The following is a 22,959-nucleotide window of genomic DNA, read 5'->3' as shown; positions in this document are numbered from 1 at the left end:
CGAATTTAAAAAGGAGATTTTGAATGGATTCCGGAATCATCACCATTTTATTACCTTTAGCACTTGCCATTATTATGATTGGTTTAGGGCTAGAGCTTACCCTAAAAGATTTCGCCCGCGTAACCCAGCAACCCAAGGTGGTTTTCATTGCCCTGTTTTGCCAATTGGTGGTTTTAGTCAGCATTGCATTTATCATTTGTAAAGTATTAGCGCTTCCGCCTCTGCTTGCTGTTGGCCTGATGCTACTTGCAGCCTCACCCGGAGGAAGTACAGCCAACTTATTTAGCTATCTTTTTAAAGGTGATATAGCACTCAATATTACTTTAACTGCGATCAATTCAGTCATTGCTGCTTTTACACTGCCTTTTATTGTTAATTTTTCCATTCAATACTTTATGAATGATGGACAACAAATTAGCTTGCAGTTCAGCAAAATATTGCAAGTGTTTGCCATCATTATTATTCCTGTAGGGATGGGTATGCTGATTCGACGTTATGCTCCCCACTTCACGGCCAAACTAAATAAACCGCTGCGCATTTTTGCGGTGAGCTTTCTTATACTAATTATTATTGGTGCAGTCGCAAAAGAACGTCATCAAATTTTGGAATATTTAGCGCAAGTGGGCTTGGCAACTGTTTTATTCTGCTTGTGTAGTTTAATCATTGGTTATTTTGTACCGCGCTTACTGGGTATTAATAGTGCCCAAGCCCGTGCTTGCGCTTTTGAAATTGGCATTCATAACAGCACACTTGCCATGACGATTGCCCTTACTGTCATGGCCAGCTCTACCATTGCTATGCCAGCCGCAGTGTATTCTATTTTCATGTATGTCTTTGCCGCTGCATTTGGCATGCTGCTCAATAAATTTGCACCACAGCCACACGCCGTAGTGAGTTACTTCATAGGGTCCAAATAAAAGGATGGCAGGTAGGCGTCCTTTTATTTTCAGCATAGTTTTTATCAATCTATAGTTGTTTAAGCCTGAGTTCCGTTACAATGGCATTTTTAAAAACACAAATTTAGGTTATCTCCGTGAAGTGGTTACAAATTCATATTACCGTTGATCAAGCTCAAGTCGATTTTACTGAAACTCTCCTCAGTTCGTTAGGCGCTGTTAGCGTAACTTTAGATGATGCTGAAAATCAGGACTTACTTGAACCACTTCCAGGTGAAACTCCACTTTGGAATAAAGTCATTGTGACCGGCATCTACGCCCAAGAAGAAGGTGAAGAAATTGATGTCGATGCTTTAACGACATTTATTACCGCACAAATGCCTGAAGCGCCATTACGTCATGAGTTTATGGAAGACCAAGAATGGGAACGCACGTGGATGGATGCTTATGAACCGATTCAAATCGGTGAGAAATACTGGATTGTTCCAGAATGGATGGAAGCCCCAGAAGCAGATGCTGTAAATATTAAGCTTGATCCAGGTCTAGCCTTTGGTACAGGTAATCACGCCAGTACTTTCCTGTGCTTACAATGGCTCGGCAAAACTGATCTTAAAGATAAAATTGTCATTGATTATGGTTGTGGTTCAGGCATTTTAGGCGTTGCTGCACTGTTATTCGGTGCCAAAAAAGTATATGCCACGGATATTGACCCTCAAGCAGTGCTGGCGACTAAACAGAATGCTGAATTGAATGGGGTATTAGGAAACTTATTTGTTGGTTTGCCTGATGAATTCAATGAAGAGTTTAAAGCTCAAAAAGCGGATGTATTTGTCGCAAACATTCTTGCTGGCCCGCTTATGGCTCTTGCGCCTGAATTCGCAACTTTAGTTAAATCTGAGGGCGAGTTCGCACTTGCAGGCATATTAGAAGAGCAAGTTGCTGATGTTTCTAGTGTTTATTCTGAGTTTTTTGATATACTTCAAGTCGAAAAACGCGAAGAACATTGGTGCCGAATTTCAGGAAAACGCCAAAATACCCATTAAAATTTTGAATAGACTATGAGCGAAAAACAAACCTACTGCCCTAACTGTTTTACCAAGTATAAAGTCTCCGTGGCTCAACTGACAGTTGCTCGAGGCATGGTTTGTTGCGCGAAATGTTCGACAAATTTTAATGCGTTAACGCATCTTGTAGTAGAAGCAGATCAACCTTCTACTACATCGACCTCCCCTGCAAATCTTGACAATAAAAACCCTCAATCTCATGTGATAAACGCTGAGACCTTTATGGCAAATCAGCACCCAGAACAATATTTATTGGATATTTTCGATCGTAAAGTGGAAAACTCCAATATTGACTTAAAAACCTATCTCAACAATTTAAATTATTTCAGCACAGACCCGATTGGAACATATCCAGCTCTGAATTGGTCTGAAAAATTAGAACAAGAAAATAAAAAAAGTCCTTGGAACTATGTTTTATGGAGTGTTGTTAATTTATGTTTGATTGGTTTACTTATTTTTCAATTTTTTTGGTTTAATCCAAAAATTTTAAATAATAGTCCGGTGTTTAGTGGTTTATTTAATAGCGCCTGTCAGGCATTTAATTGTTCGATTATGGAACAAAATTATAGTCTCATCTCCACCAATAAAGTGAAAGTAAAACAAATTTCTAAACAAAAAACTCAATTCACCGGTGAGCTCATTAATTACCATTCTAAAAGTTTAGCCTTGCCAATTATTAAGGTAAATTTAAAAGATAATGGGGAAATTATTTCTTCTTATTTTTTCCAGCCTTCTGAATACCTGATTGACAGTCTTACCGGAATACAACGAATTCCACAGAATAGTCCTTTTAAATTCAAGTTTAGCCTTCCTGTGGAACGCAAAAGCTTTGATACCTACAGTTTGGAAATAATTCGACCTTAATATTGAAAAAAACTATTAAAAAAAACAAAAAAATGTAAAAAAAATGCAGTTTTCTTGCTCACTTTTTCTTAGACAATGCTATTATACGCGCCACGAAAGCTTTGTGCTGCAAACTCCTCACTATTTTCACAACAATTATAGTTTAGCTTATATGCGCTTTATCATCATAATGCGTATTGAGTAGATTTTTTTGTTTTGATTTTGGTCAGTAACAAATATTAAACTATTGTTACGCTTAATTTTCGATCAAAACCGTCGAGTTGTGGCAAGCTAAATGTACAAGTTTTAGAACTTCCGTTTTAGGACCTAAAACGGAATTAAAATTTTAGACCCTTTTTATATATCCCTTTACCCAAGTGATATTTGATTTTTCGGATTAATTCGCATGAATAGCAAATCTCCTATTTTTACTGCACAATCTGATGTCGCTCTTCGTATTCACGTAGATCGCGCAGTTCGCCATTATTTTGCACAATTGCAAGGCGAGCAACCTTCTCAGGTATATGACATGGTGCTGGCAGAAATGGAGAAACCTCTTCTATCTGTAGTTCTAGAATATACGCGTGGGAATCAGACACGCGCTGCCGAGATCCTCGGACTCAACCGTGGTACTTTACGTAAAAAGTTAAAAGCTCACGGTTTAATGAGTGAATAAATGATAAAATGCTCACGGTTACCGTGGGCATTTTTTTTATCTTATATTTTGCCTTCTGTTTTAATCTAGACCTTTAATATTGTTGACGAAAATCATGACTATTAAACGCGCATTAATCTCTGTATCTGATAAATCAGGGATCGTTGAATTTGCTAAAAACCTTGTAGCTCTTGGGGTAGAAATTTTATCTACTGGCGGTACATATAAGTTGCTTAAAGACAACAATATCGCTGTAGTGGAAGTTTCAGAGCACACTGGGTTCCCGGAAATGATGGATGGTCGTGTTAAAACACTACATCCTAAAATTCATGGGGGTATCTTAGCTCGCCGTGGTCTAGACGAAGCGGTAATGCAAGAACACAATATCGATGCCATCGATTTAGTGGTTGTGAACCTGTATCCATTTGCTGCAACCGTTGCTAAACCGAACTGTTCATTGGCTGATGCAATCGAAAATATCGACATTGGTGGCCCAACCATGGTTCGTGCTGCTGCGAAAAACCATGCGTCTGTGGGTATTGTGGTTAATGCTGCTGATTACGATACCGTAATTGCTGAAATAAAAACCAACGGTGCGTTATCTCTTGAAACTCGCTTTGACTTGGCAGTTAAAGCATTTGAACATACTGCACAGTACGATGGCATGATCGCTTCTTACCTAGGCGCTCGCGTAGGTGTCGAGGAAGGTCAGGCAGACAAATTTGCACGTACCTTTAATACGCAATTAAATAAAGCTCAAGATTTACGTTATGGTGAAAATCCTCATCAATCTGCTGCTTTCTATGTAGAAGACACAGCAACTGAAGCGTCTGTTGCAACAGCAACTCAGCTTCAAGGCAAAGAACTCTCTTATAACAACATTGCAGATACAGATGCAGCCCTTGAATGTGTGAAATCTTTCGCTAAACCTGCGTGTGTAATCGTTAAACATGCGAACCCTTGTGGTGTTGCAGTTTCTCTAGATGGCATCCAGGCAGCTTACGATCTCGCTTATGCAACAGATCCTGAATCTGCATTTGGCGGCATCATTGCATTCAACCGTGAATTAGACGTTGCAACTGCACAAGCAATTGTTGATCGTCAATTCGTTGAAGTCATCATTGCACCAAGTATTGCTGATGGCGTACTTGAAGTGACTGGTGCGAAGAAAAACGTCCGCGTACTGGTATGTGGTGAACTTCCAGCAATCGATGCGCGCAAATCTCAGTTGGATTATAAACGCGTAAATGGCGGTTTACTGGTTCAAGATCAAGACTTAGGCATGATCACTAAAGATGATCTTAAAGTTGTGACTAAACGTGCACCAACTGAAGCTGAAATCGACGATATGATCTTTGCCTGGAAAGTTGCGAAATACGTGAAATCCAACGCGATTGTTTATGCCAAAGGTCGTCAAACCATTGGTGTCGGCGCAGGTCAAATGAGTCGTATCAATTCTGCTCGTATTGCAGCGATTAAAGCTGAACATGCAGGCTTAGTGGTTGAAGGTGCTGTAATGGCGTCTGATGCATTCTTCCCATTCCGTGATGGTATTGATAATGCTGCTCAAGCAGGAATCAAATGCATTATTCAACCGGGTGGTTCTATGCGTGATGAAGAAACTATTGCAGCGGCTGATGAAGCTGGCATAGCAATGGTATTCACTGGCATGCGTCATTTCCGTCATTAATTGATGGCATCCTGACTGTAATGACAAAGTCATACATGTGGTTTAAAACAGATTTCTAAATCTTGCATAGAGTCCTCACCTGTTCTGGGTTGAGGACTTTATGTTATTTCGATTCATGGAGTATGAAGCGATGAATATTTTAGTATTGGGTAATGGCGGACGTGAACATGCATTGGCATGGAAAATCGCGCAAGACGATAAAGTAGCGAAAGTTTTTGTTGCACCGGGCAATGCAGGTACAGCCACTGAAAATAAATGTGAAAATGTTAATTTAAGTATTTTAGACAATGCTGCAATTATCGATTTTGCAAAAAATAATGCTGTAGAACTTGTGATTGTTGGTCCGGAAGCTCCGCTCGTCAATGGCGTAGTCGATGCTTGCCGTGCAGCTGCTGTAAAAATTTGGGGCCCGACTCAATTTGCAGCACAGCTTGAAGGCTCTAAAGCATTTGCGAAGCATTTCCTGAAACGCCACAACATTCCAACGGCATTCTACGATGTCTTTACTGATGTTGCTGAAGCGAAAGCCTTTGTTGAAAAAAATGGTGCACCGATTGTCATTAAAGCTGACGGTCTTGCTGCCGGTAAAGGCGTGATTGTTGCCATGACTAATCAAGAAGCATTCGATGCCATTGATGATATGTTGGCAGGTAACAAATTTGGTGATGCAGGTTCTCGTGTTGTCATCGAAGAATTCCTGGCCGGTGAAGAAGCATCTTTCATTTGTATGATTGATGGCGACAACATCCTGCCAATGGCAACCTCTCAAGATCACAAACGTATCTTTGAAGGCGATCAAGGTCCAAACACAGGTGGTATGGGTGCTTACTCTCCTGCTCCAGTTGTGACAGCTGAGGTGTTCGAAAAAGCCATGAATGAAGTAATGCGTCCGACTGTTGAAGGTATGAAAAAAGACGGTCACGTATATACAGGTTTCTTGTATGCTGGCTTGATGATTGATGAACAAGGTCAACCTAAAGTGATTGAGTTTAATTGCCGTTTTGGTGACCCTGAAACCCAACCGATCATGATGCGTTTAAAATCATCTTTGGTAGATTTGGTTGAAGCGGGTATTGCAGGGAACTTACCTGCGGAAGCTGAATGGGATGAACGTAAAACTGTAGGTATCGTGCTTGCATCTAAAGGCTACCCGGAAACTTCAAGTAATGGTGATGTAATTTCAGGTCTAGATACGATCATGACTGATGCCAAAGTCTTCCATGCAGGCACTAAAGCCAATGAAAACGGTAAAATTGTGACTGCTGGTGGTCGTGTGCTATGTGTAACTGCACTCGGTAACACAATTGGCGAAGCGCAAGCGAAAGCATTGGAACTGTGTGAAAAAGTGACTTTTGACGGCGTTCAATACCGTAAAGATATTGGTTACCGTGCGATTGCGCGTGAAAATGCTTAATTCTTTTAAAGAATAAAGTAAGTCTAAAAAGCCCACATTTTCGTGGGCTTTTTAGACTTACTCGTTTTAAAATCTAAGTATGATTTCAAGAAGCTGATATTTCATACTGAACATCAGTCAGCTACATTCTCCCCTTCAAATAAAGCTTAACCACATGTTTTTAAATAATTAAAAAGTTATTTCGTATAAACTAAATTATGTTAATTTTAGGAAAATTATAAAGATCGCTTGGATTTAGCGATGACATTAAAATCTTTCTCTATAAAATTTTACTATGGGGGAACATTATCATTCGGAAATTTTTAAAATAACTTTACCTTTAGCACGTCCAGTATTTACGTATTCAAGTGCTTCCTTTATTTTGGAAAAATCATATTCTGTATCTAGCACAGGCTTTATTTTTCCTATTTCAACAAGATTTGATATTTGAGATAGCTGTTGACCATTCGGCTGCATAAACAAAAATGAGTAGGTAATCCCTCTTTTTTTGGCTTTATTACGAATTGACAAACTTAAGAGAGGAATAATAAATGTTAATAACCAGTTTGCATTGATTGCTTTAGCAAAGGCTTTATCTGGCGGCCCGGAAATACTAATAATGCGTCCATTACGCTTTAGAACATTGACTGATTTCTCTAAAACTTTTCCACCTTGAGTGTCGAAGACTACATCATAATCTTTCAGTTCTTGCTCAAAATCTGTCGTTTTATAGTCAATAACAATATCTGCGCCTAATTCTCTTACCCAGCCAATATTTTTACCACTTGTTGTTGTGGCGACAGTTGCACCTAGATGTTTGGCAAGCTGAATTGCTATCGATCCTACACCACCTGAGCCTGCATGAATCAATACTTTTTGTCCTGATTTAACTTTTGCAATCTCCACTAAGGCTTGCCATGCGGTTAAGGATACGAGAGGTAGTGATGCAGCCTGCTCCATCGAAATATTTTGAGGTTTTATTGCAAGTGACGATTGCTCAACTACGGTATATTCGGCAAAAGCCCCATTCATATCTGTCTTGGCATACACTTCATCACCAATTTTGAACTGAGTAACCTTAGAACCAATTTGTACAACGACACCAGCAAAATCATTGCCTAAAATAAATGGAAACTTAACAGGTATAATTGCTTTAAATTCACCTTCCAGCACGCGTAAATCAAGGGGATTAATACTTGCTGCATGAACCTGAACAAGTACAGTATTTTCTGTCATAGAGGGTTGAGGCTGTTCATCTAGCTGTATATCATGGATTTTTCCATAATGATTAATATAAGCTGCTTTCATTTGGAACCTTTATATATTTAATGTTCTGGTCGGTAGAAATGGATTTTTTGAGTTAGATTACACTTTCAAACTTCGCTGAATTAAGCTGTCAAATAAATTTACCGGAGCAAATCGTCTGATGTTCTTTAAAAGTTTTGCAGTTTTACCTGCGGTATATCGCGGAAATATTTGTGAGCTATTGATTACTTTTAAAATAGTCTTGGCAACAACACTAGGGTCATCTGACTTATTTATTGATTTTATCATTTGTTGATGTAGTTTCTCACGACTATGCTCATACGCTGAGATTTTTGCATCTGCTTCAAGTAGGTTTATGCCTAATGACGTTTTAGTGTAAGCAGGTTCAATCAGTGAAACACGAATTCCATGCGTCCTCAATTCATGATCTAAAGACTCCGAATAACCTTCAAGCGCATGTTTTGAGGCAGAATAAAGTGCACCAAAGGGCATTGGCAGCAGTCCTAAAACAGAGCTAATGTTCAGAATCAATCCTGCTTTCTGTTGGCGCATTATTGGAAGTACAGCACGGGTCATTCGGACAGCACCAAAAAAATTGGTATCAAAAATAGCTTGCGCTTGTTGCATCGAACTTTCTTCAGCACCAGCGGGTGCGATTGCAAATCCTGCATTATTGATCAAAACATCAATTCGACCTTCATTTTGAAGAACTTTTTCTATTGCATGATTAACCGAATCATCGTTATTTACATCTAGCTCGATCAGATGAAATTTATATTGAAAAGCATTACTTGCACGTCGACTGGTACCATACACAATAAAACCGGCATCATGTAAAAGATCGGCTGTTGCTAAACCAATACCAGAAGATGCACCTGTAATCAGAACTACCTTACTCTTCATACAAAATTTCTCACTTGCAATGTGTTGATGATTAGATAATCAATTTCACCTTGAAGTTTTGATCATAATGTAAAATTAAAATAGTTACTACTAAAATGATAGTAATCATTTTTACGGATTTATAATTAAGATTAAATTAATACTGACTTTATTTTTTAGTTTAAGAGCTAATACATAAAATTGAGTGAAATCTGAAGATTAAAAGAAATGAATGTTGGATTGAATGCAATTATTATAGAATTAATGATAGTTTCTCTTTTTCGTACCCCATCATTTCAAGCACGTAAAATAATAATTCATCAAATTGATTTATAAGTATAAAAGTACTCACAATGAGTACTTTGAGTTTTATTCAACGTGTTGGTGAATCGCTCGAGTGCCAATTTCAGCTCCCGTCACTTGATCAATTACAATAGGTCTAATTTCTGTCCCATTCTCAGTATCAAGAAAAATAGGCATTTTTTCACGATTTTCAAAAGATGTATGCTTACGTCCCCATGCACCGATCACAAATAAAACCGATAAAGAATCTTTACCAATTTGAGTTAATACATATTCTTCACGTGGCGGATGTTCAGAATATTTTCTCTTTTCAAGTAACCCTTCATCCACCAATACAGATAAACGTTTAGTTAACATTGTAGGAGCGATGCCTAAACTTTTACGAAATTGATCAAATCGTGTAAATCCTGAATGTGCATCTCGTAATATCAATATACTCCAAGCATCGCCAAAAACTGCTAAGCTTCTTGCTATTGGGCAGACTTCAAGACTAATATTTTTACTCATAAAATCAACGAATTCAACAGTAACTACTAAATTAATAGTAACATGATTTTATATTCTTAACTATTAGAATTATTCTATAAAAGTACTTGCTGGCCATGTCCGTGCAACATTAAATGGCTGCTTTTAAATTTGCTTATGCTCAAGTGATATCAACTGAAAATTATATTGGCTAAAGATTAAGATTCACCTCTATTTAACATACTGGACGTTATATGAAATAAAAATGTAAGCCCAAAATAGAAATGTCCGCTTTTAGAATATGCACTTTTGCGATTATCGAAGCGGACGGATTGATATGGTGATGCCTAGATCGGATATAGGACATTTTTACTTGGGAATACCAAAAAAAGCTCGAACATAATTCAAGCCAATTTATCAAAATTCTAAAGTCTTATTTCATTCTTTCAATTCGAATTACATCAATATCTGTAGGTTTTATTCGGTGAGTATCTATCTCACCAATTATACTCACTTGATCGCCTGCTTTAAGTTGCATAGGTTTCCATAGATCATCATCCACATCAATTACAATTGAACCTGTAGAATCTTTAAACTCAAAATCATCACCAGAAATATGCTGAACGATTGTACCTTTTAAGGTTACTCCTGTTTCATCTGCTAAAGTTTTTGCTTTCGCAACAGTTACGACATTTTTGCTCGCTTCTTTCACTAAAGCTACTTCTGATTTAGCAAAGACTAAACTACTACCCAACAAGCAGAGCCCAGTAATTGTAGTTAAAAGTATTTTGTTCATGAGTATTACTCTTATTTATGATGATCTTCTTATATAACCAAATTTTTAAAGTTCGTATAACGTGTATTATGTTAATTTTAGAAAACTAAAATGAAAATCTCTTTACTCAGTTCATATATTCAAAACATTATTCCAATAAGGGGGACTTCCAATTTCATTCAATATGAAATCTAGAACCGTTCTTACCTTTTTTGAACGAATTCTGTTTTCAGGCGAGACTAAATAAATTCCAACTTTATAGCTTTCTACTGTGCTAAACCATTCAGGTAATAATTTCACCAATTGTTTATTCTTAAAATAATCTTCTTCGAAAATCCATGTTGGAAATAATACTATACCTCGACCTTCTAATGCTGCTTTAACCAACACATCAACATTATTACTCGTTAAAGAGCCTTGAGGCTCAACTTGCATGGCCTTATCTAGTTCTGCGTGGCGAAAATGCCAAGTTTGGCTACCTGCAACGCCCTTGTAGACAAGGCATGAATGATTTGTTATATCTTGAGGTTTTTCGGGCATTCCATACCGTTCAAGGTATTTAGGACTAGCACATAATAAATATGTCTGGTCACAGATCTTTCTTGCAATCAGTGCCGAATCTTGTAGTGATCCAATACGAATAACAATATCTACACCTTCACTTATGGGATCAATAAATGTATCTGTTAGGGTTAGTTCAACTGAAAGGTCTGGATATATCTCCTGTAATTTATTAACAATATCCGCTATATGCAACCGTCCTAGTGCAACAGCCGTATTAATTCGCACTAATCCTTTTAAATTTGAGTTTTTACCTGTAGCTTCTTCATTAGCAAAATCTAAAGTATCAAGTACGTCTTTGATTTGAATATAGTACTTTTCCCCTATTTCAGTAAGCCTAACAGATCTTGTATTACGATAAAAAAGCTGCTGTCCAATTTCTTGTTCAAGTTTAGATATAAATCTGGATACAGAAGAAGGAGGAACCTTAAAATGCTGTGCTGTTGTAGAAAAGCTACCTGTAGTCGCTATCATCACAAAATAACGTAATGCTGTTAACTGCATTTTACTGTTCCTAGAACTATATTTAAGAATTAATTATTGTGATTATAACAATTATGTTTTGAAAAAATGATTCATTGTAGCTTTTTGCTAAATAAATATAATTCATTTTCCTATTCATCTAGAAGTAATTTATGAAACAGTTATGGATCTTCCCATTGGTCTTTTTTGCTGGTATGGGGTTATCTATCGAAGCTGGTTTGCTGGGTCCACTGGGCGAAAAAATTGGGCATATGTGGGCCACATTAGGAATTTTTGCATTAGGTTCTATTTTACTAACATTTGGACTTATTTTTGGCCGTCCACGGCTTGCTCTTATGTTCAAACAACCACGCTGGCTACTGACAGGAGGGCTGTTAGGTCCAATCTATGTAGTCTCTTTAACTGTTGCGACACCTTACATTGGTGTCGGTTTAACGATGATCGGTATTTTATTTGGCCAAGTGGCTGCTAGTCTTATTATTGACCATTGGGGCTTATTAGGTAGTAATAAACGAACTGTAGACAAATATCGTATTGGGGCATTAATTGCCATTTTAACTGCATTGTGGCTTATTCAATAAGGAACTTTCCCCATGATTTACATAATGTTATTTGTCATTATTTTCAGTGGAGCAGTATTATGTGCTCAATCATCTATTAATGGCCGTCTTGGCACAACAGTAGGTGTATTAGAAAGTTCCTGGTTAACCTTTGTGATGGGCACACTTATCAGTTTCATGCTTGCATTTTTCTTTGAACCATCTCATTCATTAAACTTATTTACCGCTCCGAGATGGCAATTAACAGGCGCTTTTTGTGGTGTTGCTTATATGCTCATAGTTGTTTTTGCTATGCCTAGATTGGGTGCTGCTGCAACAACTGTTACCGTAATCAGTGGACAATTAGTAATGAGTTTATTGATAGATCATTTTGGATGGTTTGATAATGCAGTTATTAGTATGGATAGTTCGAGAGCTGCTGCTCTTTTCTTTTTAGCTATTGCACTATTTTTTATTTATAAAAGTAATGCTATAGATCAAGCCAAAAAAAGTGAAGTATAGACAATAATTTATCTAGATAACCTCTAATTTAAACTAATGCGAATTATTCGTAATAGAAAGCCTAGATTTAATATCTAGGCTTCGCATAAGGGGTCTTATGTTAGTTTTATAAAAGCTAAACTATATTTCATCATAATTCAATTGAGAACGCACAAAGACATCATCGAGCTCACTCTCTGGCCAAACCCATTTTTTCCAATTGAATATAATCCAATCTTTCGTTACTTCGGATACTGGTAGCTTTTGATAACAGTTAATACCTGCTTTATAGCCACTAATTGTTATTAGGGCTAAACCATCTTTATGGGGTGCTTCAGCAAGCATCATTATTACTTCTTCTTCAAATGGATAATGTGCTTTAAATTTTAGAAGATAACCAAGCTGTAAATATTGCTCATCAAAATCAATTAATTTAGACCATTTCATTTTATAGATTCATAATGCTATTTAATTCATAAAAATACAGTATTTCTTAGCCATTTAACATAATAGCGCCTATACGCAACACACCTACATATTAATTTAAATATCAATAACTTAATAATTTATTCATAACCAAGTAATTAGTAAAAAATCGATTTCGAAACAAGTCGGCTTTTTTATGCGCATTTTTGGTACTTCTTACTAAGAATATTGTTTAAGTTTTCGCCGATTTCTCAAGCCGTTTATTTCTTGAACAATTCACCAACTCTTCGAAACAATATTCCGTATAAAAACTTGCTTCCTCTCTTCCCTCTACTATTACCTCATTAACAAACTCACTATGAAGTTTCCACCTTAATTCATCCAACAAAACTTCCTAAAAACCCTAAAAACAAAGATCCAGAGCATTAAGATAAAACAGGTAAGTTTAAAATTTTCACTTATTCAGTTTTCATCTTTATATTTTCAAAAAACTTATATAGAAGCTAAATACATCAAATGATCCGTTTTATTAATTTCAATAAACTTAATCTATTGTTTTATGAGTTATTTTATTAAAACCCCAACCTTTGTTATGAAAAATAAAGCTAATTGTGTGATTTATAATCACTATTATGCATATAGATTTATTGCTATGATGAGATAAATTTTGATTGAGTAGAAACGCAATCTCATTAATGAATACAATGATTTAAAAAAATTATCATCGTTTTAAATCACTATTCGGCAGATTGCTGATTGCATAGCCTAATTTGTAAATTATATAGTGCTGCACATCTATCAGAGAAACGTTTGGACATGATGACTATAATCACACCTTCGTTCTATACTGATTTCGATTTCGACTTAAATCTCTCTAATAAATTATGCGTAAATTTAAAGCCAAAATTAAATTTACTTGGGATGAATATATGAAAAAGCTCCTTGGACTTGTTTTAGGCCTAACCGTTGGCTTGGGAGGCTGCTCTAAACCAGAAGCGCCTGCAACAGACGCAGCAAAAAGTGATACAGCAAAAGAACAGACTGTTGTAATGGCATCCACTGGTTCAGATGCAGATATCTGGCGTTTTATTGCAACATTACCGGAAACCAAGCAAGCCGGTATTAAACTTGAAGTGAAAAACTTCACTGACTATGTTGCCATGAATACTGCGGTAGCCAACAAAGAAGTCGATATCAATGCATTCCAGTCATATGCTTATTTGGTGGCATTCAATGCATCGAATAAAGACAAGATTGCACCGGTATCTACCACTTACCTTGAGCCAATGGGTATTTACTCGAGCAAAGTAAAAAAAGTTGAAGAATTTGCCAATGGTGCAACCATTGCTATTCCAAACGATGCAGCCAATGAAGCACGTGCCCTGCTCCTTCTTCAATCTGCAGGTCTGTTAAAACTTAAAGCTGACTTTAATCCTGCAACAGGCACACCAAACGACATTACTGAAAATGCTAAAAAAATCGTAATCAAACCGATTCAAATGGCAACAGCTGTTCGCGTAAAAGATGAAGTAGATGCGATTGTTTTAGGCAATACTCTAGCGCTTGAAGGTGGCTTGAACGTACTGAAAGACTCGATCTACTATGAGCCAGTAGACCAAAGCACCAAGTTAAATGTAAACATTTTAGCGACTGCTGAATCTCGTAAAGATGATCCTCTACTACAAAAAGTAGGCGCGTTGTATCATACCGAAGCTGTGAACAAATACGTGCAAGAACACTTTGGCGGTACTAAGGTGGATGTAAATAAACCAATTAGTTATTTAACTGAAACAAAATAGTAATATAATCATCCAAACCAAACAGGCAAAGTCATTTTGCCTGTTTTTTATTTTCTGCTTAGTTTCTGACGATATGATTGAATTTAAAAACATTTCAAAGCACTATCAGCTCAAAGGTCAAACCATACGCGCTCTGGACCAAATTAATTTGGAAATTCCAGCAGGCAGTATTTTTGGCATTATTGGTTATAGTGGCGCGGGTAAAAGCACCTTAATTCGTTTGATTAATTTATTAGAACGACCGAATGAAGGTCAGGTAATGATTAATCAAAAAGACTTTACTGCTTTGGATGCACGCTCATTACGTCAAGAACGTGCAAATATCGGTATGATCTTTCAGCACTTCAATTTGTTGCAAACCAAAACTGTCGCGGCAAATATTGAAATGCCACTGAAACTTTTGGGCATCCGCAAAGTTGAGCGTGAAAAGCGCTTAAATGAATTACTTGAGTTTATTGACCTCAAACATAAAAAAGATGCTTTCCCCGATGAGCTTTCGGGTGGTCAAAAACAACGCGTCGGTATTGCCCGCGCGCTCGCCAATCATCCCAAAATTTTACTCTGCGATGAAGCGACTTCTGCACTGGATCCACAAACCACCAAATCTGTTTTGGCTTTGCTCAAGAAGATTAATCAAGAACAGAACATCACCATTGTGATGGTAACCCATGAAATGGATGTAATTGAGACGGTTTGTGATTATGTCGCGGTAATGGAACAAGGCAAAGTGATTGAAACCGGTACTACTCTGGAAATATTTAGTCAGCCGCAGCATCCCACCACGAAAAACTTTATTCAAACGGTGCTTCAACAACAGTTACCGGTCAATATTTTAAAGAATCTCGAAAACCAGAATCACAACAGCATTTATTGCCTGCAGTTTTTAGGCAAATCTGCTCAAGAAACTGTGGTACAAGCGGTCATTAAGAAATTTGATATTAGCTTAAATATCTTGTTTGCCAATATGACCGAAATTAATGGCACCGTGATTGGACAAATGTTTATTCAATTGTTAGGTGATCCAGAAATCATTCAGCAAGCAATTGAATTTTTAGAACAAAATGGCGTAAAAGTTGAACATTCAGGAGATCAGGTATGAGAGATTTAATCGTACAATGGCTCACTGAACTGACTGCGTCGTTTTGGCAAAGCTCGCTGTCAATTGACCAATTTGTCACGGCATTGCAAGAAACCTTTCATATGGTGTTCTTTGCCATGCTGTTTGGCGGAATTTGGGGCTTTATTCAGGGGATTATCTTATTAGTTACTCGTCCTGAGGGCATTCTTCCCAACCGAGCGGTTTATCATATTCTCAACCCGATTGTGAATGCCTTGCGTTCACTTCCATTTATTATCTTGCTGATTGCGGTTATTCCCCTCACCAAATTTTTAGTCGGTACTTCAATCGGCACTTGGGCAGCGATTGTTCCATTGACCATATATATTGGCCCGTATATGGGACGTCTGATTGAAACTTCATTGCTAGAAGTCAATGAAGGGATTGTGGAATCTGCTCAAGCCATGGGTGCCACCCCATTACAGATTATTTTCAAGTTCATTTTGCCTGAATCACGCAGTTCACTGATTCTTAATTTAACCACTGCGACCATCAGTTTAATTGGCGCAACCGCAATGGCCGGTGCAGTCGGTGCCGGCGGTATTGGTGATTTGGCAATTTCATACGGCTATCAACGTTTTGATACCAGCGTAGTGATCTTAACCGTGATTGTGCTGTTGCTGTTGGTGCAAATTGTTCAGACCTTGGGTGAATGGCTCGCCAAGTTAAGATAAATATTGATCAGCTTAAATCCTTAAAACCCTCATCTTGAGGGTTTTAATTTGGCAAAAATATTCTGATTAAAAATGATGCGATTTCCGACTTTATCAATAAAAACAGCGGCTATAGTTAATAATATGATCAAAAATCTACATCGAATTTGGTAAATATTAAGCCATTCCCATATTCAGAGCATGCTAAAATAGCCGTCAGTTTTTGCAGGGACTCATTTATGCACTTTGTTCATCTTGGTATACATACAGAATTTTCAATTACGGAATCGATCGTACGTATCCCTGATCTTATGAAAGCTGCAGTGAATGATGCAATGCCAGCTTTGGCATTAACAGACCTGTCCAACTTGCATGCCGCAGTTAAATTTTATAAAAAATGTCTGGATAATGGCATCAAACCGATTTTGGGCGGTGTCATTCGCCTGAATGATGCAGACCATAAAGCAACTCTGCTTTCCATGACCAATAAAGGTTGGCGCAGCCTGACCGAAATTATTTCGCGCGGCTTTATTGAAGGTCAACAGCTTGATATTCCTTGCGTAAAAAAAGAATGGGTGCTTGAACAAAACGAAGACATCATCGTGCTATTAGGCATGCATAGTGATGTCGGCAAGATGCTTAACTCATCGAATCCGCAAAAAGCTGAAGCATTATTAGAAGAATGGATTGAAAAGTTTGGCAACCGGGTTTATTTAGCCCTCACCCGTACCGACCGACCCGATGAAGAAAGTTTTATTGCAGGTGCGGTTAAACTGGCTCAAAAATACAATATTGGTGTTGTGGCACATAATGATGTGCACTTTATTGCAGCAAGCGACTTTGAAGCACATGAAGCCCGTGTGTGTATTGCCGATGGTTATGTGCTTGGTGATAACCGTCGCCCACGTTCTTACACGCCTGAACAATATTTTAAAACTGCCGAGCAAATGACTGAACTGTTTTCAGACATTCCTACAGCGATTGAAAACACTTATCACATTGCCAAACGCTGTAATGTCAGCTTGCGTTTAGGCTTCAATGATCTTCCCGACTTTCCAGTTCCCGAAGGTCATACCATTGATACCTTCTTTGAGCATATTTCTAAACAAGGCTTGGAAGAACGCTTAAAATTCCTTTATCCAGTTGAAAAACGTGATGAAGACTGGCCTGAAATTCGTAAGGTTTATGATGAACGTCTAGCCTACGAAATTGGCACGATCCTGAACATGGGATTCCCCGGCTACTTCCTGATTGTGATGGACTTCATTCAATGGTCGAAAAATAATGGCGTACCCGTCGGTCCGGGACGTGGTTCAGGTGCCGGTTCGCTGGTGGCTTATAGCCTAAAAATCACCGATCTCGATCCGCTACGTTATGACCTGCTGTTCGAACGGTTCTTGAACCCTGAACGTGTCTCGATGCCCGACTTTGACATCGACTTCTGTATTGCAGGTCGTGACCGGGTGATTGGTTATGTGGCCCGTCATTATGGTCGTGATGCTGTATCACAGATTGCCACTTTCGGAACCATGGCGGCAAAAGGTGCCATCCGTGATGTCGCGCGGGTACTGGGCAAATCCTACGGACTTGCAGACCGTATCTCGAAGTTGATCCCGACCAAGCCCTTAGGTGTAGACCTTCGTGCTGCCATCGACATGGAACCGCAGCTTAAAGATATTGTCACCAACCCATCCAACCCAGACAATGATGATGCGGCTGAAATCTGGGAAATGGCACTTAAACTTGAAGGCATTACCCGTAATACCGGTAAACATGCCGGTGGTGTGGTGATTGCACCGGGTAAAATTACCGATTATTCAGCTGTAATGTGCGATGCGGATGGTACCAACCGCGTCGCACAATTCGATAAAGACGATGTTGAATCAGCCGGTCTGGTCAAGTTCGACTTCTTGGGTCTGCGTAACCTGACCGTGATTGAAGATGCGATTCAAAATATTAATAAACGCGTTGGGCCGGAAAAAACCGTTGATATTGCGCATATTCCGCTAGACGATGCCAAAGCCTATTCGATTTTTGCGGATGCCAATACCACTGCGGTATTCCAGTTCGAATCCGTCGGCATGAAAAAAATGCTCAAAGAGGCGCGTCCAAGCAAGTTCGAAGAAATTATCGCTTTCGTATCGTTGTACCGTCCAGGCCCCATGGATCTTATTCCTGACTTTATCCACCGTATGCATGGTGGCGAGTTTGAATATCTACACCCGTTATTGGAAGGCGTACTTGAGCCGACTTACGGGATCATGGTGTATCAGGAACAGGTAATGCAGGCCGCACAGTACTGTGCCGGCTATACCCTCGGTGGCGCGGACATGTTGCGTCGCGCCATGGGTAAAAAGAAACCTGAAGAAATGGTCAAGCAGCGTCAAATATTTATTGAAGGTGCTGCAAAAAAAGACATTGATGAAGCGACAGCCAACCATATTTTTGACTATATGGAAAAGTTTGCAGGTTACGGTTTTAACAAATCGCATGCGGCAGCTTACGCCTTAATTGCCTACCAAACAGCATGGTTAAAAGCCTATTATCCGTCTGAATTTATGGCAGCGGTACTCACCTCAGAAATGCAGAATACCGACAGTATTGTATTTTTGATTGATGACTGCCGTATTAATGGATTAGAAGTATTTCCACCATCCATTAACATGTCTTTTTACAAGTTTCATGCCAGCGATGAAAAAACCATTGTTTATGGTTTGGGTGCAATTAAAGGCGTAGGTGAAGCAGCCATGCAATCGGTGATTGACTCACGTTTGCAAGATGGACCTTACAAAGATTTATTCGATTTTTGCCACCGTATTGATTTGAAAAAAATCAATAAACGAACTTTAGAAGCACTCATCCGTTCCGGTGCTTTAGACTGTTTGGGTATTGATCGTGCCAGCATTATGGCGCAATTGCCAGAAGCGGTTCAAGCGGCTGACCAAGCACGCTCCAATCGCGAAACCGGAATTATGGATTTGTTTGGTGAAGTTGAAGAAGTTCAACGTAAACCATCCAAACCGGTAAAACCGTGGTCAGATGAAGTTCGTTTAAAAGGCGAAAAAGACACGCTTGGACTATATCTTACCGGACATCCAATTGATGTTTATCGTCCAGAGTTAAAGTCCTTTATTCCTGTACGAATTAATGAATTAACCCCGACACGTCGCGGTGTCACCACGGTATTTGCCGGATTGGTGGTGGATGTTGCCAACTTCCCCAACAGGATGATGGTGACTCTGGATGATGGGACGGCGCGTATAGAAGTTTCTGCCAATCATGAACGTTTCCAGCGTTTTAAAGATATCATTCAGGCCGACCGTGTGGTGGTAATTGAAGGCGAAATCTATGAACGTGAAGGTTATGACCGTCCAATGGGACGTTTAACCAAGGCATTCAGCCTGAATGAAATTCGTCAGAAACGTGCCAATAGCATCCAGATTAAACTGAATAATGAACATCTGAGCAAAACATTGAGTCAGGATTTACAAAAGATTCTGCTTCCGTTTTGTAATGTCGATATGTGTAATCATATTCCAATGCAATTACAAATTGATTATCCCTATGCTTCTGCGGAAGTTCACTTGGGTTTGAATTGGAAAGTTGCACCGCAGGATGAACTGCTGGTGAAATTGCGCGATTATTTTGGTAAGGATGTCATTCACATTGAATATCAAGTGAAATCCAAAGCTGCCAAGGCCGCGCATCATAGTCAGCCGGCATATATTGCACCGCCACCTGCCAATGTCAGCATGGATGATGCGATGGATATGTATCAGGCTGAAGCCAACCAATATTCTTAGTTTTTAAATATTTAAATTCAAATCGGACACATTATGAGTCAAGTTGACAATGCTGTTGTTTCAGCACATCTCTCCCATGTGCGTATTGTCATGGTCAATACCACCTTACCTGCGAATATCGGCAGTGCTTTAAGAGCAATGAAAACCATGGGTTTATCCAAGCTGGTACTGGTTGAACCTAAAACCTATCCGCATCCAGATATCAATGCTTTGGCGGCGGGCGCTGTCGATTTGATCGAGCAGATTGAAATTGTGCCTACTTTAGAAGATGCGATTAAAGACTGTCATCTGGTTTTTGGCACCAGTGCACGTAGCCGCACCATTCCGTGGCCTTTACTGGATGCACGTCCTGCCGCGGAAAAATCGCTGAATGCCGTGGTCAAAGATCAACAGGAAATTGCAATTGTATTTGGTCGTGAAGACCGTGGTTTGACCAATGAAGAATTGGCGATGGCCAATTATCACGTCACTATTCCAGTCAATAACGATTATGGCGTACTCAATGTTGCCCAAGCCATTCAGGTGATTTGCTATGAAATGCGTATGGCAGCAATCGCATTGACTGAGCAGAAAGAAAATCCCGAAGCTACGATGCATGTGACTGATGAAATTGACATGCAATGGGATGAACCTCTGGTTACGCATGAACAAATGGAACAGTTCTATCCACATATTGAAAAAATGTTGGCAGAAATTGAGTTTATGGATCCAAAAAATCCACGTTTATTGCCTTTACGCTTGCGTCGTCTCTTTGGACGTATACAATTAGACCGTATGGAATATCATTTACTTCGTGGCATATTTACGCGTGTACAAGCCATGAATAGCGGTAAATGGAAAAAATCTACCGACAAAACAACAGATTCTTCAGAGGATCAACCTAATGCTTAAACAGCTTAAAGAAGACATACAGGCTGTATTCGCGCGCGATCCTGCAGCTCGAAACACCTTAGAAGTTCTCACCACCTATCCAGGCATACATGCGCTGATTATGCACCGTATTGCCCATGAACTTTGGCAAAAAGAGTGTAAAGGCTCTGCGCGCCTGCTGTCTTCTTTTAGTCGTTTTGCCACAGGTATTGAAATTCACCCGGGTGCAAAAATTGGTCGTCGTTTCTTTATCGATCATGGCATGGGTGTAGTGATTGGTGAAACTGCCGAAATTGGGGATGATGTCACGCTTTATCATGGCGTAACACTCGGCGGAACCACCTGGAACAAAGGCAAACGCCATCCCACCCTGGAAGATGGCGTGGTGGTAGGTGCAGGTGCAAAAATTCTTGGACCCTTTACCGTGGGTAAAAACTCCAAAGTCGGCTCCAATGCGGTTGTGACCAAAGAAGTTCCACCTGATACCACAGCTGTGGGTAATCCAGCGCGCTTTATCACCAAAGACAAGCCTAAAGATGCGGAAGAAGCACGTCGCCGTGATTATGCGCAAAGTATCGGTTTCCAGCCGTATGCGGCAACACAAGATCAGTCGGATCCAATTTTAGACGGTATGCGGGTTTTGCTGGATCGAATTCAGCATAATGAGAAACGCATGAATAGTTTATGTCAGCGTTTATCTTTACTTGATCCTTCTTTTAAAAAGCAACAAGACGAACAGCCCTTTAGTGTGGAAGAGCTTAAAATTATTGAAGATGTACGCCGTGAATGTGAAGCGCAAAGCAGTCAATCCAAAGCCTGAAGTACTTATCTCAAAGATTAACAAGCGCTAACTTGCATGTTCGTGATAGTTTTTTTAGACTGACCAACATGCAGGATGGGTTTGTTGACACTTCATCTATGTTTGCGACGGTGCATACTTTTAGCTCATATAACATGGCGCAGGATATTTAGTCATTCTAAACGACTGTTTCATAATGATATAGCAGCAAACTCTGATCAATTTTAAAACTAAATGAATGGATGACCCAATATGACCCTTAAGCCGTTGGCATGCACATTAATTGCTGTATCTTTATTATCCGCATGTAGCACGACACCTAAAAAAGATGAAAAGCCGACTAGTCCGATTATTTTCACAGAACCTGATGTGACTCCACCATTCTATGCGCTAAATCCGTTTAACTACAATGCTCCGCCTCCCTTTGAAATCGCATTAAAACAAGCTGCAGCGCAGCCTGTCACTAAAATGGAAGTCAATCTGCAAAGCGATCCTTCCAAGAAAGTGACTTTAGATGTAAACAAACTGATCGTTCCAACCGTGAACAGCAATCAACGTAATTTGAAATTTGCGGTACTTGCAGGCGAAAATGAAATTGATGTCACTGAAATTGATGACTTCTTGCAACTGGTTGAAGGTAAAGCACGTCATTACCCGCCTCGTTTTACTGAACGTCAGGAACGTAAAGGTTTTGAAGCGAAGTTAAAAGAATTGACTCAGCAGCTTGATACCTTGGCATCTAGAGATAATGCATCTTTTGATGTGCTGATTCGTGCATTTAAAGCCAGCGTCATGGCCCGCAACTTGGACTTGGGTTCGGTCTATACCACTAAATCTTTAACTTATGCACAGCGTATTTTAAAAATTAACAAAGAAGATGCCGAAGCAAACTTCTGGTTTGGTTTTGGTTTATCTGAAGGTGGCGGTCAGCGTGAAGCGATCCCTTATTTAGATAAGGCAATGCAAGCGGGTGTTCAAGAAGCCTATCTATCTGCGGCAAATAACTACATTGCCATGGAACAAAAGAAAAATGCGCTCCAAATTTTGAAAAATTACAAGATAAAATATCCGCAAGAAGCTGAAGTGGCTGACCGTTTAATTGCTGAAATTGAAAAGCAAGGTCGCTGGAATGTATGGCAAATCCTTACTCCACCTAAAGCGTCTTAATTTTTAATT

General features: G+C 39.1%; 21 protein-coding genes. 15 read left to right on the top strand and 6 right to left on the bottom strand.

Annotated elements, in window-relative coordinates:
* The first annotated feature begins 23 nt into the window (after positions 1–23).
* From AY606_RS04755 to purD, 6 genes are all read left to right on the top strand, one after another.
* Positions 24–917, top strand: a complete 894-nt coding sequence (locus AY606_RS04755) for a bile acid:sodium symporter family protein (protein ID WP_067865528.1) — start codon at positions 24–26, stop codon at positions 915–917.
* A gap of 116 nt (positions 918–1,033) precedes the next feature.
* Positions 1,034–1,939 (top strand): 50S ribosomal protein L11 methyltransferase, encoded by a 906-nt coding sequence (gene prmA, locus AY606_RS04750; RefSeq protein ID WP_067865525.1) that lies wholly within the window; start codon positions 1,034–1,036, stop codon positions 1,937–1,939.
* A 15-nt stretch (positions 1,940–1,954) separates the two neighbouring features.
* Positions 1,955–2,824 (top strand): DUF3426 domain-containing protein, encoded by an 870-nt coding sequence (locus AY606_RS04745; RefSeq protein ID WP_067865522.1) that lies wholly within the window; start codon positions 1,955–1,957, stop codon positions 2,822–2,824.
* A gap of 385 nt (positions 2,825–3,209) precedes the next feature.
* Positions 3,210–3,479 carry a DNA-binding transcriptional regulator Fis gene (fis, locus tag AY606_RS04740; protein ID WP_001086304.1) on the top strand — a complete coding sequence of 90 codons (270 nt, stop codon included), beginning with the start codon at positions 3,210–3,212 and terminating at the stop codon, positions 3,477–3,479.
* 94 nt (positions 3,480–3,573) lie between these two features.
* A complete protein-coding gene (purH, locus tag AY606_RS04735; RefSeq protein WP_067865519.1) occupies positions 3,574–5,148 on the top strand; it encodes a bifunctional phosphoribosylaminoimidazolecarboxamide formyltransferase/IMP cyclohydrolase in 1,575 nt (524 codons plus the stop codon).
* Positions 5,149–5,278: 130 nt separating this feature from the next.
* Entirely contained in the window at positions 5,279–6,562 is a 1,284-nt protein-coding gene (gene purD, locus AY606_RS04730; RefSeq protein WP_067865516.1) for a phosphoribosylamine--glycine ligase, read from the top strand.
* 288 nt (positions 6,563–6,850) lie between these two features.
* Here purD and AY606_RS04725 read toward each other — a convergent pair whose 3' ends face one another.
* The 5 genes from AY606_RS04725 to AY606_RS04705 form a co-directional block, all read right to left on the bottom strand.
* The gene (locus AY606_RS04725) at positions 6,851–7,849 is read right to left on the bottom strand and encodes an NADP-dependent oxidoreductase (RefSeq protein WP_067865514.1); all 999 of its coding nucleotides are present in this window, start codon (positions 7,847–7,849) and stop codon (positions 6,851–6,853) included.
* Positions 7,850–7,906: 57 nt separating this feature from the next.
* On the bottom strand, positions 7,907–8,710 hold the full coding sequence (locus AY606_RS04720; protein WP_067865511.1) for an oxidoreductase: 804 nt from the start codon (positions 8,708–8,710) through the stop codon (positions 7,907–7,909).
* 348 nt (positions 8,711–9,058) lie between these two features.
* A complete protein-coding gene (locus AY606_RS04715) occupies positions 9,059–9,499 on the bottom strand; it encodes a winged helix-turn-helix transcriptional regulator (RefSeq protein WP_067865508.1) in 441 nt (146 codons plus the stop codon).
* 391 nt (positions 9,500–9,890) lie between these two features.
* On the bottom strand, positions 9,891–10,253 hold the full coding sequence (locus tag AY606_RS04710) for a NirD/YgiW/YdeI family stress tolerance protein (RefSeq protein ID WP_067865504.1): 363 nt from the start codon (positions 10,251–10,253) through the stop codon (positions 9,891–9,893).
* Between the two features lie 111 nt (positions 10,254–10,364).
* On the bottom strand, positions 10,365–11,297 hold the full coding sequence (locus tag AY606_RS04705; RefSeq protein ID WP_067865502.1) for a LysR family transcriptional regulator: 933 nt from the start codon (positions 11,295–11,297) through the stop codon (positions 10,365–10,367).
* Between the two features lie 131 nt (positions 11,298–11,428).
* On the opposite strand from AY606_RS04705, the gene AY606_RS04700 reads away from it, so the two are divergent.
* Positions 11,429–11,857 carry a DMT family transporter gene (locus AY606_RS04700; protein ID WP_067865498.1) on the top strand — a complete coding sequence of 143 codons (429 nt, stop codon included), beginning with the start codon at positions 11,429–11,431 and terminating at the stop codon, positions 11,855–11,857.
* Between the two features lie 12 nt (positions 11,858–11,869).
* Positions 11,870–12,337: a DMT family transporter gene (locus tag AY606_RS04695; protein ID WP_067865495.1), complete on the top strand. Its 468-nt coding sequence runs from the start codon at positions 11,870–11,872 to the stop codon at positions 12,335–12,337.
* Between the two features lie 120 nt (positions 12,338–12,457).
* On the opposite strand, the gene imm45 is transcribed toward AY606_RS04695, so the two are convergent.
* Entirely contained in the window at positions 12,458–12,763 is a 306-nt protein-coding gene (gene imm45 / locus AY606_RS04690) for an Imm45 family immunity protein (protein WP_067865492.1), read from the bottom strand.
* A gap of 908 nt (positions 12,764–13,671) precedes the next feature.
* Between imm45 and AY606_RS04685 the strand changes: the two genes are divergently transcribed.
* The 7 genes from AY606_RS04685 to AY606_RS04655 all read left to right on the top strand — a co-directional run bounded on the left by AY606_RS04685 (position 13,672) and on the right by AY606_RS04655 (position 22,950).
* Entirely contained in the window at positions 13,672–14,541 is an 870-nt protein-coding gene (locus AY606_RS04685; protein ID WP_067866596.1) for a MetQ/NlpA family ABC transporter substrate-binding protein, read from the top strand.
* 73 nt (positions 14,542–14,614) lie between these two features.
* Entirely contained in the window at positions 14,615–15,640 is a 1,026-nt protein-coding gene (locus AY606_RS04680; protein ID WP_067865489.1) for a methionine ABC transporter ATP-binding protein, read from the top strand.
* A complete protein-coding gene (locus AY606_RS04675) occupies positions 15,637–16,332 on the top strand; it encodes a methionine ABC transporter permease (RefSeq protein ID WP_067865486.1) in 696 nt (231 codons plus the stop codon). Before AY606_RS04680 ends, AY606_RS04675 begins: the two co-directional genes overlap by 4 nt.
* A 218-nt stretch (positions 16,333–16,550) precedes the next feature.
* Complete coding sequence (dnaE, locus tag AY606_RS04670) at positions 16,551–20,114, top strand: DNA polymerase III subunit alpha (protein WP_067865483.1); 3,564 nt, start codon at positions 16,551–16,553, stop codon at positions 20,112–20,114.
* A gap of 33 nt (positions 20,115–20,147) precedes the next feature.
* Entirely contained in the window at positions 20,148–21,005 is an 858-nt protein-coding gene (locus AY606_RS04665) for an RNA methyltransferase (protein WP_067865480.1), read from the top strand.
* The gene (gene cysE / locus AY606_RS04660) at positions 20,998–21,804 is read left to right on the top strand and encodes a serine O-acetyltransferase (protein ID WP_067865476.1); all 807 of its coding nucleotides are present in this window, start codon (positions 20,998–21,000) and stop codon (positions 21,802–21,804) included. Before AY606_RS04665 ends, cysE begins: the two co-directional genes overlap by 8 nt.
* 231 nt (positions 21,805–22,035) lie before the next feature.
* Positions 22,036–22,950 carry an ABUW_2363 family tetratricopeptide repeat lipoprotein gene (locus AY606_RS04655; RefSeq protein WP_067865474.1) on the top strand — a complete coding sequence of 305 codons (915 nt, stop codon included), beginning with the start codon at positions 22,036–22,038 and terminating at the stop codon, positions 22,948–22,950.
* Positions 22,951–22,959: the final 9 nt, after the last annotated feature.

The sequence above is a fragment of the Acinetobacter sp. SFB genome (genome assembly GCF_001647545.1).
GTDB lineage: Bacteria > Pseudomonadota > Gammaproteobacteria > Pseudomonadales > Moraxellaceae > Acinetobacter.
Note: the sequence above shows the minus strand (reverse complement) of the source record. Positions and strands in the feature narration are given on the sequence as shown.